Consider the following 14,492-nt stretch of genomic DNA (forward strand, 5'->3'; position numbering starts at 1 on the left):
GTGCATAGTCGCCTGCGCAACAGCGGCGACGGGACCGATTTGAATGGTCGATAATTTTGCCATTGCGGTCTCTCACCTGCTTGTCGCTCTCGCGGCGTGGCGCCTTGTGTGGCGCGCGGACCTCGACAAGGAAGACCCCCCGGCAAAGGACGAATCGTCCAGCGGCTTCTTCAGCCGCAGCCAGCCCACCGCGCGCAAGGGCGATGCCGATGCGTGATCTTGCCTTTGTCGGATTTCTCGTGGCGTTTCTGGCACTCGGGTTCAAACGCCCGTTCATCTTCGTGCTCGCCTATGCCTATGTCGATATCGTCGCGCCGCAGCGGCTGAGCTACTGGATGCTCAACGCGGTGCCGGTGTCGCTGATCGTGTTCGGGCTCGCGTTTCTTGGCTGGATGATCGCCGACGACAAGAAGGACATGCGCGTCTCGTTCCGCCAAGGCGTGATGGCGCTGCTGTTCGCCTATTGCGCCTATACCACCAGCGTCGCCGATTTCCCGATCGAGGCGGAAGGCAAATGGGGCTGGGTGTGGAAGGCTCTGGTGTTTGCGATGTTCCTGCCGCTCACGCTGCGCACCAAGCTGCGGATCGAATCGCTGGCGCTGATGATGGTGGTGTGCGCCAGCTCGATCATCATCACGGGCGGGATCAAGACACTGGCATCCGGGGGCGGCGGCTATGGCGTGATGCGGCTGCTGATCGACGACAACAGCGGGCTGTATGAAGGCTCTATCATCTCGACCGTGGCGATCTGCATCATTCCGCTGATCCTGTGGCTGGCCAGGTACGGAACGGTGTTTCCGCCCGACTGGCGGGTCAAGGGGTTTTCCTATGCGCTGATCTTCGCCTGCCTGCTGATCCCGGTGGGGACACAGGCGCGCACCGGCCTGGTGTGCATCGGCGTGCTGGCAGTCCTGCTGCTGCGCTTCGTGCGGCATCGCTTCCTCTATGCGGGCCTGCTGGCGGCAGCGGCGGTGATGGCCATTCCGTTCCTGCCGCAAAGCTACAGCAACCGCATGGCGACGATCGGCGAATATCAGGCCGATCAGTCCGCATCGACGCGCGTGGCGGTGTGGGCGTGGACGTGGAACTACGTGAAATCCAACCCCATGGGCGGCGGTTTCGAGGCGTATCTGCAGAACAAGGTGAAGTTCGACACCATCGCTGCCAAGGGAGATGGTCCCAACACCCAGATCGAGAAGAACGAGGTCACCGATTCCGGCCGCGCCTATCATTCGAGCTATTTCGAGATGCTGGGCGAGCAGGGCTTTCCCGGGCTTGCGATGTGGCTGATCATCCATCTGGGGGGCATCTGGCGGATGGAAGTGGTGCAGCGCCTGCACCGCAAGCGCAACCGGCCCGACGAGGCGTGGGTGGCCCCGCTCGCGCTGGCGCTACAGAACGGGCAGATCATCTACATGGTGGGCTCGCTGTTCGTGGGGATCGCTTTCCAGCCGTTCATCTACATGCTGATCGCGCTGCAGATCGGGCTGGACACCTATACCGCGCGCCGTCGCAAGGAAGCCGCCTTTCGTCCCCTGGCCGACAGCAAAGCCGCTGCATGGGTTGCATGAAGAGCTTTGGCTGCCTAACTGGCGCGGATGACCAAACCGACCGCCGAGCCAGGGCCCGTCCTGCCTGAACCGCTTTCCGCTGCTGAAGTCGAGCAGAAACTCAATGGACTTTGGGCCTGGATCAGCGCCCATTCCGTCGAGATCGCGATCGCCGCAGGTGTCGGCACCGCCATCTATCTGGCACTGGCCTTTCTGCAGCGACACGCGCGGATCTATGCCGAGCGTCAGGACGACAGATTATCGGTCGCAGCCATCGTCGCGCGGACATTGTCGAAGACCAAGCAGTATTTCCTGATCATGGTCTCGGCGCGGCTGGTCGTCGGCTTTTCCGAAGCGCCTGCCGGTATCGTCCAGGTGGTCAGCTTCCTGTTCACGGTGGCCTCGGTATTCCAGGTCGCCATCTGGGCGCGTGAGATCATCCTGGGAATGATCGAACGCCGCGCGACGGTCAGCGACGATGCCGGCAGCGAAACGCTCGCTAACGCCATGTCGCTGATCCGCCTGCTGGTGACGGTGGTGCTGTTTGCGATCGCCTCGATCATGGTGCTCGACAATCTGGGCGTCAACGTCACCGGCCTGATCGCCGGTCTGGGTATCGGTGGTATCGCCATCGGTCTGGCCGCGCAGGGAATCTTTTCGGATCTGTTCGCCGCGCTGTCGATCATCTTCGACAAGCCGTTCAAGCGCGGGGAGACGATCGGGTTCGACACCACCACCGCTACGGTAGAGAAAATCGGCCTCAAGAGCGCGCGGCTGCGCTCGGTGACGGGGGAAGAGATCATCATCTCGAACACCAATCTGCTGTCCAAGCAGATCATCAACTACACCCGGCTCAACCGCCGCCGCACGCGCTACATGATCGGGCTGGTGTACCAGACTCCGCCCGACCGCGCCCGGCTGGTCCCGGCCATGCTGCGCGAGATCGTGGAGCAGGGCAGCGGCGTATTTGTCCGCTGCGGCTTTGTCGGCTTCGGCGCGAGCTCGATCGATTTCGAGCTCGATTTCGACGTGATGAGCAGCGATTTCGAAGTGGTGTTCGAAGCGCGCCATCGCGTCGGGCTTTCGATTCTTGAGCGATTCAACGCCGAAGGACTCGAATTCGCCTATCCGACTCAGACCAGCTTCACTGCCGCGCCCGATGGCCGATTCGTGCTGCCCTATCCCGAAGGCGGTTATTCGCTCGCGGCGGAAGACCACCGCTAGGGCGCTTGCCGGCGACCGAGTCGCTGGCTGTTGTGACGTTTCCGTTCGCGTAAAGCACGGTGCGCAATGCCGATGCCGTAGCGGCGTGCGCACAGCCCTTGTGTCGGCCCCGGAAAAGCGCCAAAAGACGCCAGTTCCATCTGGCAGCTTGCCGTCAGGGCAATCGCCGGACCATCGACAGGAGAGCAAATATGAACGCAATTTCTGCGCAGGAAATGCAGGGCAAGGTCGGAGAGACCCTGGGTACATCCGAATGGCTGCTGGTTGACCAAGAGATGATCAACAAGTTTGCCGATGCCACCGGCGACCACCAGTTCATTCACGTGAACGAGGAGATGGCCAAGATGACGCCGTTCGGCGGCACGATCGCGCACGGTTTTCTCACCCTGTCGCTGTTCCCGGTGCTGATGGCCAAGTCCGATTGCCCCCGCGTCGAGGGCGTTAAGATGGGCGTCAACTATGGCGGCAACAAGGTTCGCTTCCTGGCACCGGTGCGCTCGGGCAAGAAGGTCCGCGGCCATTTCAAGCTGCTCGAGCTGGAGGAAAAGCGCCCCGGCCAGTGGCAGCAGACGCTCGAATTCACCGTCGAGATCGAAGGCGAGGACAAGCCCGCCGTGATGGCCGAGTGGATCAGCCAGTTTTTTGTGTGATTGATCGGCGGCAGGCATCCATCGCCCACCGCCAGACAAGGGAGAATATCCATGCGTGATGCAGTTATCGTTTCCACCGCCCGTACGCCGATCGGCAAGGCCTATCGCGGCGGGTTCAACGCCACCCCGTCGCCGACGCTGGCCGCGCATTCGATCCGCGCCGCCGTCGAGCGCGCCGGCATCGAAGGCGGCGAAGTCGACGATGTCGTTTATGGCGCTGCGCTTCAGCAGGGCGTGCAGCACACCATCGGCCGCACTGCCGCGCTGCGTGCGGGCCTGCCCGTCACCGTTGCCGGCATGTCGATCGACCGTCAGTGCTCGTCGGGCGTGATGTCGATTGCTACCGCGGCCAAGCAGATCATCGTTGATCGCATGGACATCGTTGTTGCTGGCGGCGTCGAATCCATCTCGATGGTGCAGACCCCCGAAATGCGCGTCGCGCCCGATCCGGAATTGCTGGCGATGCACAACGACGTGTACATGCCGATGCTGCAGACCGCAGAGACCGTCGCCAAGCGCTACAACATCAGCCGCGATCGCCAGGACGAATATGCCTATCGTTCGCAGATGCGCACTGCTGCCGCGCAGGCTGCCGGCAAGTTCGATGACGAAATCATCCCCGTAAAGGCGAAGATGGCGTTCAAGAACAAGGAAACCGGCGAGGTCACGATGACCGATGTCGAAGTGACCAAGGACGAAGGCAACCGCGCCGACACCACGCTCGAGGGCCTGAAGGGTCTGCAGCCGGTCATGGGTCCGGGCATGAACATCACCGCGGGCAATGCCAGCCAGCTGTCGGACGGCGCATCGTCGTGCGTGATCATGGAATCCAAGATCGCCGAGCAGAAGGGCCTGCAGCCCTTGGGCCGCTATGTCGGCATGGCTGCTGCCGGTACGGAGCCCGATGAGATGGGCATTGGCCCCGTGTTCGCGGTGCCGCAGCTGCTCAAGCGCTTTGGCCTCAAGATGGACGATATCGGCCTTTGGGAGCTGAACGAGGCGTTCGCGGTGCAGGTGCTGTACTGCCAGGACGTGCTGGGCATCCCCGACGAGTTGCTCAACGTCAACGGCGGCTCGATCTCGATCGGCCACCCGTATGGCATGACCGGCGCCCGCTGCACCGGCCACGCGCTGATCGAAGGCAAGCGTCGCGGTGCGAAGTATGTCGTGGTGACGATGTGCGTGGGCGGCGGCATGGGCGCTGCCGGTCTGTTCGAGGTCTTCTGACCTCAACGCGATGTTCGCAATAATTCGACCCCGCCTCGGCCTCAACGCCGGGGCGGGGTTTTTGTTGGGTCGGTTGGGCGCGCAGGCTGGAACGGGATTCAGCTCCAGTCGTAACCCCCTGTACAACCTAGAGGAGCTTTCCCATGTCCGATCCCGCAACCCAGTCCGATACGTCAGAAGCGCTCGACGCCTTTTGGAGCGCGCTTGAAAGCAGCCCGTTCCTGATGCTTGGCCTGCCCGCGCAGGTGGCACACTCGATGCCGATGACCGCGCAGTTCGATGGCCGCCACGGCCCGATCTGGTTCTACGGCTCGCGCTCCAGCCGCCTGGTCGAAGGCCTGACCTCGACCAACGACGCGATGGCGCAGTATGTCGGCGAAGGCCACAAGCTGTTTGCGTGCATCTCGGGCATGCTGACGATCGACAACAACCCGGCCATTATCGACAAGTTCTGGTCGAACACCGTCGAAGCCTGGTACGCGCAGGGCAAGTCCGATCCCGATCTGGTGATGCTGCGTTTCGACCCAGCCAATATCGAAATCTGGCAGGCCGATCTGTCGCTGATGGGCAAGCTCAAGATGATGTTCGGCGGGACGATGAAGTCGCAGGATGTCCAGGGCAAGCATGTCGAAACCGCGCTCTGACGGTTTTGTTCTGATCCCATTCGCAGCCGCTCGTCCGGGATGACCGGGCGGGCGGCTGTGAGTTCAGCCGGGCAGGCCGATCGTGCCGCCGGCAAAGGTGAAGCCGCCGTCACGGTCTTGCGCCAGCAGCGCCGGTCCGTCGAGATCGACCCAGTCTGCGGTCTGCGCGAGGTGGAACGCCGGATGGATCCCCAGGCTGGTGGACAGCATGCAGCCCACCATCGTCTTGAGCCCTCTGGCCTTGGCAGTCTCGCTGAGCCGCAGCGCCTCGGTGAGCCCGCCCGCCTTGTCCAGCTTGATGTTGACCGCCTGAAACAGGCCGGCAACCCGTTCGATGTCTTCTGCGACGTGACAGCTTTCGTCGGCGCAGAAGGGCAGCGACGAAACCCTGCCATCAAGCGCCTCTTCCAGCCCGGCCTCGACCGGTTGCTCGATCAGTTCCACGCCGAGCTTCTTCAGCGCAGCGGTCATTTCCTCGAGATTGACATCGCCCCATGCCTCGTTGGCATCGATGATCAGGCGCGCGTCCGGCGCGCCGATGCGGACCGCGGCAACCCGCAACAAATCATCCTCGCCGTTGAGCTTGAGCTTGAGCAGCGGATAGCCCTGCGCCGCGGCCTTGGCGGCATCAATCTTCATCGTTTCGGGGTCGTTGAGTGAAATGGTGTAGGCAGTGACCAGCGGCTTTGGTTCGGGGAGGCCCGCCAGCTGCCACAGCGGCGTTCCCGTCGCGCGCGCCTCCAGATCCCACAACGCAGCATCCAGCGCGTTGCGCGCCGCGCCTTCCATCATGGTCTTGAGCAGGTCTTCGCGGGTGAGCGGGCGGTTCTGGCGGCCGCGCGTCTCGATCGCTTCGGCACACAGATCGGCGGTCTCGCCCTCGTAATAGATCGGGGTACCTTCGCCGCGGCCGACATGGGTGCCGTCGGTCACCTCGCAATAGACGACATCGACCGCGGTCTTGGCGCCCCGGCTGATGATGAAGCTGCCGGCAACGGCGAAATGCTCCACGCGAACGGTCTTGAGAGTGATCATGCGCGCCCGATAGGCGGCAAGGGCAGGGGCGGCAAGGCACAAACGCCTGTCACCGCCCCCGACTTGCGATCAGTTGTGCGCGGCGATCCAGTCCTCGACCACCGGCGCGATCCGCTCGCGCCATTTGCTGCCATTGAAGATGCCATAATGGCCGACGCTTTCGGCCATCAGGTACTTCTTCTTGGCCTTGGGCAGCTTGGGTGCGAGCGTCAGCGCGGCACGGGTCTGACCCAGCCCGCTGATGTCGTCGCGCTCGCCTTCGATTGCCAGCATGGCTACGTCGGTGATCGCGCCGGGATCGATGCGCTTGCCGCGATGCATGAACTCGCCCTTGGGCAGGCTGTGCGTCTGGAACACGTTCTCCACCGTCTGCAGATAGAATTCGGCGGTCATGTCGCAGACCGAACGGTACTCGTCATAGAAGTCCTTGGCGGCATCGGCGCTCTCGCCATCGCCCGCCACCAGATGCTTGTACATCTCCCAGTGGCTCATCATGTGGTTGCCCAAGTTCATCGACATGAAGCCGGTGAGCTGCATGAAGCCGGGATAGACCTTGCGCCCTGCGCCTTTGTACTGGAACGGCACCTTGGCGATGACATTGTGCTCGAACCAGGCCAGCGGGCGCTGGGTCGCCATGGTGTTGACCGCGGTTGGCGCTTCGCGCGTGTCGATCGGTCCGCCCATCATCGTCAGCGTCCTGGGGCGACACGGGTGCTTGTCGGCCGACATCAGCGCGGCAGCGGCAAAGCTGGGCACCGAAGGCTGGCACACAGCGAGCATATGCGCGCCGGGGCCGATATGCTCGAGGAAGCCGACCAGATAGTCGATATAGTCGTCGAGATCGAACCGGCCTTCCTTGAGCGGTACGTCACGCGCATCTGCCCAGTCGGTGATGTAGACCTCGTGCTTGGGGATCATCCGCGCCACGGTGCCGCGCAGCAGCGTGGCATAATGGCCCGACATCGGCGCGACGATCAGAAGCCGCGGTGCATCCTTGGGCAGCTTTTCATGGCGGAAGCGCAGCAGATCGCCGAACGGGCGTTCGAGCACGACATCTTCCTGCACCGCGCTGGGCGTGCCGTCGATATCGATGCTGGTGATACCGAAACCCGGCTTGCCATAAGGAGCGGACGCATGCGCGAACACTTCGAGCGCTGAGGCCATGATCGGCTGTCCGCCGAAAAAGGTCATCGGATTGAGCGGGCTGTTGAGCATGTTCGCGCCCATGGTCGCGATTGCGCTCGCGCTCGATAGGAACGAGCGTTGAAGTTCATAAGCGTGGTAAAGCATGTAATTCCCCTGCAAACCCCCGTGTCCGCTTGGTGCGGCTCTGTCCGGAGGCCTCTCGCCTAGCAATGTTGCGCTGCACCAATAAAAATACAAGCCATTTACGCGTGACCCGGCCTTCGGGTTGCCTGGGTGAAGTCTTGCACAGACCGGTTAACGCATCGGTTACAGCGACTTGGCCGCGTGTAAATTCGGGGCCTCAGCCAGGGCTGCGGCGATGCCAGGCGTCACCCAAAATCGTTGAGTGGGGAAGGCAGGCCTGCTAGGCGCTCTGTCATGGCGGAAACACATATTTCACCGGCCTCGCAAGTGGCTGTACCCGATCAAGCAAGCGCATCTGTTCCGGCTGTTGCCGATGATGCCGCTCCCGCCAAGGGCAAGCGGGGAAATCCGCGCCAGCTGGGCAATCTGGCGATGATCATGCGCTTTGCATCGGCTTATCCCCGGCAGATCGCGTGTGCCATGCTGGCGCTGGCGGTGGCAGCGGGTGCGACTCTCGCCATCCCGGCCGGGTTCAAGATGGTCATCGACCGCGGATTCGATGCTGGCGGCAGCACCGAGGATATCGGCCGCTGGTTCCGCTATCTGTTCATGATCACCGTTGTGCTGGGCATGTCGACGGCACTGCGCTTCTATTTCGTGTCATGGCTGGGTGAACGCGTGGTCGCCGACATCCGGCTGGCGGTGCAGCGCAACCTGCTGAAACTGGCGCCCAGCTTCTTCGAAACCAACCGCCCGTCCGAAATCGCCTCGCGCATGACCTCGGACACCGCGATCGTCGAACAGGTCGTCGGCACGACCGTCTCGGTGGCGCTGCGCAACCTGGTCGTCGGAATCGGCGGGATCGCCTATCTGTTTTCGCTGGCCCCCAAGCTCACGGGCATGCTGCTGCTCGGCATTCCGGTCATCGTGCTGCCAATCGTGTTTATCGGCCGCAAGCTTGAGAAGGTCGCCCGCTCGAGCCAGGACCGCGTGGCCAATGTCGGCGCGACGATCACCGAGGTGCTCGCGGCGATGAAGATCGTCCAGGCCTTCGGGCAGGAAGACCGCGAGGCCGCGCGCTTCGGCGACGCGGTGGAAACCACCTTTGCCACCGCCCGCCGCCGTATCACGCTGCGCGCCAGCCTGACCGCGGTCGTGATCACGCTGATCTTCGGTGCGATCACCATGATCATGTGGCAGGGCGCGGTCGATGTCATCGAGGGACGCCTGTCGGGCGGCGATATCGCAGCGTTCGTGCTGACCGGCGGGCTGGTCGCCGGCGCTTTCGGGGCGCTGACCGAGGTCTATGGCGATCTCCTGCGCGCAGGGGGGGCTGCCGGACGATTGAACGAGCTGCTCAACGAACAGCCCGAAATCCGCGCGCCTGCAAGCCCCATCGTGCTGCCCGTGCCGCCGCGCGGCCAGATCAGCTTCCAGAACGTCAGCTTTGCTTACCCCACCCGGCCCGAGACGCTCGCGCTCAGGGATTTTTCGCTTCAGGTGTCGCCGGGCGAGACCGTGGCGATCGTCGGGCCTTCGGGCGCGGGCAAGTCCACCTTGTTCCAGCTCGCGCAGCGCTTTTACGATCCGCAGGCAGGGTCCGTCCGGATAGACGGCGTTGCCTTGCCGTCGGCCGATCCCGAAGCGATCCGCCAGCGCATGGCGTTCGTCCCGCAGGACAGCGTGCTCTTCGCGGCCAGCGCGCGCGACAATCTGCGCTATGGCAACTGGACCGCGACCGACGAGCAGATTTGGGACGCGGCCCGCGCCGCCAATGCCGAGGAATTCCTGCGCAAGCTGCCCGAGGGCCTCGACAGCTATCTGGGCGAGGGCGGCGCGAGGCTTTCGGGCGGCCAGCGCCAGCGCATCTCGATCGCGCGTGCGCTGCTGCGCAACGCGCCGATCCTGCTACTCGACGAGGCGACATCCGCGCTCGATGCCGAGAGCGAAAAATTGGTCCAGAATGCGCTCGAACGGCTGATGCAGGGCCGTACCACATTGGTGATCGCGCACCGGCTGGCGACGATCCGCTCGGCTGACCGAATTATCGTGATGAGCGACGGGGCGATTGTCGAGCAGGGCACGCATGACGAACTGTCGGCGCGCAGCGGGCTGTACGCGCGTCTTTCCAGCCTGCAGTTCACCGAAGGGCCACTGGCGGCGGAGTGATCGCCGTGATCGACCTTCCAGTCCCCTTGTCCAGTCGCTCGCTCCGGATGCACGCGCCATGATGCGCCGCGCGCTTGCGGTGCTGTCGCTGCTGTTCTTTCTGGGCACTGGCGCGTTCGTCGCCGATTCCCCGGTTCCGCCCAACACCAGCCAGCAGATCACCCTGAAGCGGCCGCTGGACCTGCCTACGCTGCCCTACAGGGTGGGCAGCGGTCCGCTGATCCTGGTGGACGGGTGGGAGCTCGAAAGCGAGAACAGCGAATTCGGCGGGTTCTCGGCGCTGCACGCGATGGGCGATGGCCGGCTGCTGGCGCTGAGCGATGCCGCCATCCTCGCAGGCTTCACCATTCGTGACAGCGCGGTGACCCACGACAGCTTCATCGCGCCGTTGCCGGTGCGCAAGGGCGAGCGAAGCACCAAGGTCGACCAGGATTCCGAAAGCATGGCGCATGATCCGGTGTCCGGGCGGTTCTGGATCGGCTTCGAACAGCGCCACCGCGTCCGCCGCTATTCGCCGGCGTTCGCGCGGGCAGAGGCGACCGGCAGGCCCAAGGCCATGATCGGTTGGCCCAAGAACGGCGGGGCGGAGGCGCTGCTGCGGCGCGCGGATGGCAGCTTCCTGGTGTTCTCCGAGTCGCGCTCGGTGCGCCCCGGGGTGACGGTTGGGCTGATCTACGCGACCGATCCCGCAGAGCCCGGCGCACAGGCGAGGGCGTTCGCTTATCGCGCTCCGGAAGGATACCGGATCACCGATATCGCAGCGTTGCCCGATGGACGGCTGCTCGCGCTGCATCGCCGCTTCAATTATATCAGCGGAGTCAGCGCCAAGATCGGCATCATCGCGGCGAACGCGATTGCGCCGGGAGTGCTGGTGACGCCCAAGGTCATCGCGACCCTGCAGCCGCCGTTTCCGGTCGACAACATGGAAGGGATCGCGGTGGATCGCGAGCGCGGCCGGACCATCGTCTGGCTGGTGGCGGATGACAATTATCTGAGCGTGCAGCGCAGCCTGCTGCTGAAATTCGAGTTCAGCGAGGCGAGCGTTTCGCCACGATCTTGATCTCGGTCTTGCCTTCGGGAAGATAGAGGCGGCTCACCTGGATGGCGGTCCAAGCCGGGAAGGGCGGTGCCAGATACTGCTTCTGCACCGCGGACATCGGCCCGATCTGCTTTTCGATATCGGTGTGATAGCTGGTGACGTCGATGACGTCCTCCCAGCTTGAGCCTGCGCGGATCAGGATGCCGCTGATCCGGCGATAGGCAGCGTTGAAGGCTGCCTCATCGGCATCGGGGCCAACCACGATGCCGGACAGATAGATGGTGCCATCCCGTAGGATGACCGCATCGCTGAAACCCGCGCTCTCCTGGAAGGCGCGTTCTTCTGCATTTTCGGAATAAAGCACTTCTGCGGTCGTGCGCGACCCCGCGAGGGCGGGTTGCGACACAACCGAAAGGGCCAGCGCGCTTGCAATCAGCAAGGCGCGCTGGCGGGCCATGGTCAGGCCGCTGCCTTGTGCAGTTCGCGCTTGATCTTGGCAGCGCGAGCCGAGAGCTTTTCTTCGCTGGTCTTCAGCAGCCAGTTGTCGAGGCCGCCGACATGCTCCACCGAACGCAGACCTGCAGTCGATACGCGAAGCTTGAAGCTGCGATCCAGCTTTTCGCTCATCAGCGTGACGTTCTGCAGATTGGGCAGAAAAACGCGCTTGGTCTTGTTGTTGGCGTGGGACACATTGTGACCCACCATCCGGCCCTTGCCGGTCAGTTCGCAAATCCGCGACATGGTGTAAGAATCCTGATGAAACGTTGTGTTTATGAAGGACGGGCGGTTAGCGTCAGACGAAGTCCAAGTCAACCTTTGCCAGCCGTCGAAGCCATCGCTATGCGCGAAAACCGCTGGCAGGGCAACAGCGTTGGCGGTAGTTGGCGCGATATGACGCTGGACAATGCCCGAAAATTTGCCGAGCAGGCGCTGGAACTGGCCCGTCAGGCGTCGGCATTGGGCGAAGTGCCCGTCGGCGCCATCGTCGTTCATCAGGGCAGGGTGATCGGCCACGGGCACAACCAGCCCCGCGCGCTCAACGATCCCACCGCGCATGCCGAGATCATGGCCATCCGTGCCGCGTGCGCTGCGCTCGGAACCGACCGGCTTACGGGATGCGATCTGTGGGTGACGCTTGAGCCCTGCGCGATGTGCGCGGGGGCCATTGCCCACGCCCGAATCGCAAGGCTGCATTATGCTGCGAGCGATCCCAAGGGCGGCGCAGTGGAGCATGGCCCGCGGCTGTTCCAGCAGCCTACCGTGCTGCACAAGCCCGAGGTCTATGCTGGGGTTGGCGCAGAAGATGCGGCAGCGCTGCTCAAGGCATTTTTTGCCGAGCGGCGCTGACTGGAACCCGCACGCTGCCGATCAAGGCAGCGATCAGATTGCGGGGGGATTGGCGACCAGCCGCAGCAGCGTGCCGTCCAGATCAACCAGATAGCCGATCCGCTCGCTCGATGTCTCCAACTTCGGACGGTGGATGCGCGGCCAGCCTTCGGATTGCTCGCCGATGCCCGCAGCGATCGCCGCATCGCACAGCGCATCGATATCGTCCATCCGCAGGCAGCAACTGAACCAGTTATTGGCGGGGTCGATTTCGGGATGAGGAAAGAATTCCAGCGTCAGCCCGCCACGCGCCAGGATAAGCCACCCCTCATCCCGCCACTCCCGTTCAAATCCCAGCGCGGCGTAGAACCGCTCGGTCTGGTCGAAGCTGCGGGAAGGCAGGTTCGGGGTGGCTTGATTCATTGTCAGTGCACGAACCGCGCGACAACATCACGATAGCTGCGCGACACCTTCACCTGAGCGCCCGATTCGAGCACCAGGAAGCATTCGCCATTGGTGTGCGGCTTGACCTGGCGGACCAGCCCCAGATTGACGATGGTCGAACGGTGGACGCGCTGGAAGTTGCGTGGGTCAAGCCGCTTTTCCAGATCCTTCATCGTCTCGCGCAAGATCAGCGAATTGTCGCCGGTGTAGATGCACATGTAATCGCCTGCGGCATCGATCCGCTCGATGGTGTCGACATCGACGCGGAAGATCTGGCCGCGGTCCTTGATGTTGATCAGCTTCTCATAGCGGTTCGAGGCAGCTGCCTCGTCGTCTTCGCCTAGGTCGAGCGCTTCGACAGCGTCGGGCGCGACCTCGTTGAGCACGTTCATCAGCTTGTCGGCTTCTTCACGGCCCTTCTTGTCGCGGATGCGCTCGCGGATGCGGTCTATGGCATCGGCCAGCCGCACATCGTCGACGGGCTTGAGCAGATAGTCGACAGCCTGAGCTTCGAACGCCTTGACCGCATGTTCGGAATAGGCGGTGCAGAACACCACCAAAGGCGGCTCGATGTCCATGATGCCCTTGACCACCGAGAAGCCGTCAAAGCCGGGCATCTGGATGTCCAGAAACACCAGATCGGGCTTCAACGTCTTGATCTTGCGGATCGCCTCGCGCCCGTTGAGGCAGGTGTCGATGATTTCGATGTCTTCAAACTTTTCCAGCCGGAGCTGCATTCCCTGAATGGCGAGTTTCTCGTCATCGATCAGGATGGTGCGGATGGTCATGCCTGTAATTGCCTTTGTTCGCGTGTTTCAAACGGAATTTCGATAATCACGCTATAGCCGCCCCCGGGTGATGATCGTGTCTCAAACCGGTGATTGTCTTCATATGCCTGGGACAGTCTGTCCCTGATATTCGCCAGCCCGACCCCGGTTGATGCATTGGCCGTCGTGCCTTGCTTCTTCAATCCGGGCCCTGTGTCGGTTACGGTGATACGCAGCAGGGGTCCGATGAGTTGCGCCGAGATTGTGATATCGGCGCCGTCTTCCTTTGGCGTCACCGCATATTTTATGGCGTTCTCGACCAGAGGTTGCAAGAGCAGCGACGGCAGCAGCGCATTCGCGGCGTTGGGCTCGATCTCGAAATGCGCGCGGAGGCGCTCTTCAAAGCGCATCTTCTCGATGTCGAGATACAGCTTGAGCGTCTCGACCTCCTGCGCCAGCGTCACCCGCGCAGTGGGCTCGTTCGCCAGCGTGTAACGCAGGAACGACGAGAGCCGCGATAGCATTGCATTGGCAGGCTCGGTCTGCTTGAGCAGCACCAGCGTGGAAATGCTGTTGAGCGTATTGAACAGGAAGTGCGGGTTGAGCTGATAGCGCAGCATCGCCAGCTGCGCGCTGGTTGCCTGGTTTTCCAGCCGCAGCATCTGGTCCTGCTGCTCCTCGATCCGCAGGAAGAAGTTGATCGCGTAATACAACGCCGACCAAGCCCCCAGCAGCGTGAGGTCTAGATAGAACGCGCCCAGCAGGATCGCGGTGAAATTGCTGTCGCTACCGGGGCGATACAGCGTCGCCACCCACGCATCGACAAAGGCATAGAGCGCCGATCCGGCCAGCAGGACGATCAGCGTGACGCCCCAGGTGACCAATGGCTTGCGGTCGATCAGCGTCTGGTAGATCACCCCCATCACCAACGATATCGAATAGCCGGTGATGGTGGCGATGATGATCGGCACCAGGAACGAGATAGGCTGGCCGTTGGCGAGCCCCGATATGCCACGCAGCGCCAATGCGCCTGCCCAACCCAAGGTCTGCAGGTTCCAGAAGGCCCGGTTCTTGTTGGCAAAGAACGGTGTCGGCTTGAAGGGCAGCATCGCCATGCAACGAGGCTTAGCCCGATTTGTGCCGTTGCC

Annotated in this window: 16 protein-coding genes; 9 read left to right on the plus strand and 7 right to left on the minus strand. The window is 62.9% G+C overall.

Annotation, left to right across the window (positions count from 1 at the left end):
- Positions 1-43: 43 nt before the first annotated feature.
- From BSY18_RS21235 to BSY18_RS05455, 6 genes are all read left to right on the plus strand, one after another.
- Positions 44-217 carry a hypothetical protein gene (locus BSY18_RS21235; protein WP_156317878.1) on the plus strand — a complete coding sequence of 58 codons (174 nt, stop codon included), beginning with the start codon at positions 44-46 and terminating at the stop codon, positions 215-217.
- On the plus strand, positions 210-1,571 hold the full coding sequence (locus BSY18_RS05435) for a putative O-glycosylation ligase, exosortase A system-associated (protein ID WP_054132980.1): 1,362 nt from the start codon (positions 210-212) through the stop codon (positions 1,569-1,571). The genes BSY18_RS21235 and BSY18_RS05435 overlap by 8 nt, the downstream gene beginning before the upstream one ends.
- Before the next feature lie 27 nt (positions 1,572-1,598).
- Entirely contained in the window at positions 1,599-2,774 is a 1,176-nt protein-coding gene (locus BSY18_RS05440; protein WP_069049919.1) for a mechanosensitive ion channel family protein, read from the plus strand.
- A gap of 191 nt (positions 2,775-2,965) precedes the next feature.
- A complete protein-coding gene (locus tag BSY18_RS05445; RefSeq protein ID WP_054132978.1) occupies positions 2,966-3,424 on the plus strand; it encodes a MaoC family dehydratase in 459 nt (152 codons plus the stop codon).
- Positions 3,425-3,475: 51 nt separating this feature from the next.
- Entirely contained in the window at positions 3,476-4,651 is a 1,176-nt protein-coding gene (locus tag BSY18_RS05450; RefSeq protein WP_054132977.1) for an acetyl-CoA C-acyltransferase, read from the plus strand.
- A gap of 143 nt (positions 4,652-4,794) precedes the next feature.
- Positions 4,795-5,295, plus strand: coding sequence for a pyridoxamine 5'-phosphate oxidase family protein (locus BSY18_RS05455; protein ID WP_054132976.1), 501 nt, complete (start codon positions 4,795-4,797; stop codon positions 5,293-5,295).
- A 63-nt stretch (positions 5,296-5,358) separates the two neighbouring features.
- On the opposite strand, the gene BSY18_RS05460 is transcribed toward BSY18_RS05455, so the two are convergent.
- Positions 5,359-6,330: a dipeptide epimerase gene (locus BSY18_RS05460; protein WP_069049920.1), complete on the minus strand. Its 972-nt coding sequence runs from the start codon at positions 6,328-6,330 to the stop codon at positions 5,359-5,361.
- Between the two features lie 69 nt (positions 6,331-6,399).
- Positions 6,400-7,620 carry a polyhydroxyalkanoate depolymerase gene (locus BSY18_RS05465; protein ID WP_069049921.1) on the minus strand — a complete coding sequence of 407 codons (1,221 nt, stop codon included), beginning with the start codon at positions 7,618-7,620 and terminating at the stop codon, positions 6,400-6,402.
- 273 nt (positions 7,621-7,893) lie between these two features.
- Between BSY18_RS05465 and BSY18_RS05470 the strand changes: the two genes are divergently transcribed.
- Together BSY18_RS05470 and BSY18_RS05475 are read left to right on the plus strand one after the other, a co-directional pair.
- A complete protein-coding gene (locus BSY18_RS05470; protein ID WP_257785061.1) occupies positions 7,894-9,768 on the plus strand; it encodes an ABC transporter transmembrane domain-containing protein in 1,875 nt (624 codons plus the stop codon).
- Between the two features lie 58 nt (positions 9,769-9,826).
- Positions 9,827-10,828: an esterase-like activity of phytase family protein gene (locus BSY18_RS05475; RefSeq protein ID WP_069049922.1), complete on the plus strand. Its 1,002-nt coding sequence runs from the start codon at positions 9,827-9,829 to the stop codon at positions 10,826-10,828.
- On the opposite strand, the gene BSY18_RS05480 is transcribed toward BSY18_RS05475, so the two are convergent.
- Complete coding sequence (locus tag BSY18_RS05480; RefSeq protein WP_171900179.1) at positions 10,797-11,213, minus strand: Rid family hydrolase; 417 nt, start codon at positions 11,211-11,213, stop codon at positions 10,797-10,799. The genes BSY18_RS05475 and BSY18_RS05480 overlap by 32 nt on opposite strands.
- Positions 11,214-11,266: 53 nt before the next feature.
- Positions 11,267-11,548, minus strand: coding sequence for a 50S ribosomal protein L28 (rpmB, locus tag BSY18_RS05485; RefSeq protein WP_054132971.1), 282 nt, complete (start codon positions 11,546-11,548; stop codon positions 11,267-11,269).
- 150 nt (positions 11,549-11,698) lie between these two features.
- Here rpmB and BSY18_RS05490 point away from each other — a divergent pair, with 150 nt between their 5' ends.
- Positions 11,699-12,154, plus strand: coding sequence for a nucleoside deaminase (locus BSY18_RS05490; RefSeq protein WP_069051721.1), 456 nt, complete (start codon positions 11,699-11,701; stop codon positions 12,152-12,154).
- A 33-nt stretch (positions 12,155-12,187) separates the two neighbouring features.
- Here BSY18_RS05490 and BSY18_RS05495 read toward each other — a convergent pair whose 3' ends face one another.
- Genes BSY18_RS05495 through BSY18_RS05505 form a run of 3 tightly spaced genes read right to left on the minus strand, consistent with a single transcriptional unit; the run spans position 12,188 to position 14,459 of the window.
- On the minus strand, positions 12,188-12,556 hold the full coding sequence (locus tag BSY18_RS05495) for a bleomycin resistance protein (RefSeq protein ID WP_069049924.1): 369 nt from the start codon (positions 12,554-12,556) through the stop codon (positions 12,188-12,190).
- Positions 12,557-12,558: 2 nt separating this feature from the next.
- Positions 12,559-13,365 carry a LytR/AlgR family response regulator transcription factor gene (locus BSY18_RS05500; protein WP_054132969.1) on the minus strand — a complete coding sequence of 269 codons (807 nt, stop codon included), beginning with the start codon at positions 13,363-13,365 and terminating at the stop codon, positions 12,559-12,561.
- Complete coding sequence (locus BSY18_RS05505; RefSeq protein ID WP_054132968.1) at positions 13,362-14,459, minus strand: sensor histidine kinase; 1,098 nt, start codon at positions 14,457-14,459, stop codon at positions 13,362-13,364. Before BSY18_RS05505 ends, BSY18_RS05500 begins: the two co-directional genes overlap by 4 nt.
- Between the last annotated feature and the right edge of the window lie 33 nt (positions 14,460-14,492).

This window comes from Blastomonas sp. RAC04 (assembly GCF_001713435.1).
Classification (GTDB): Bacteria; Pseudomonadota; Alphaproteobacteria; order Sphingomonadales; family Sphingomonadaceae; genus Blastomonas; species Blastomonas fulva.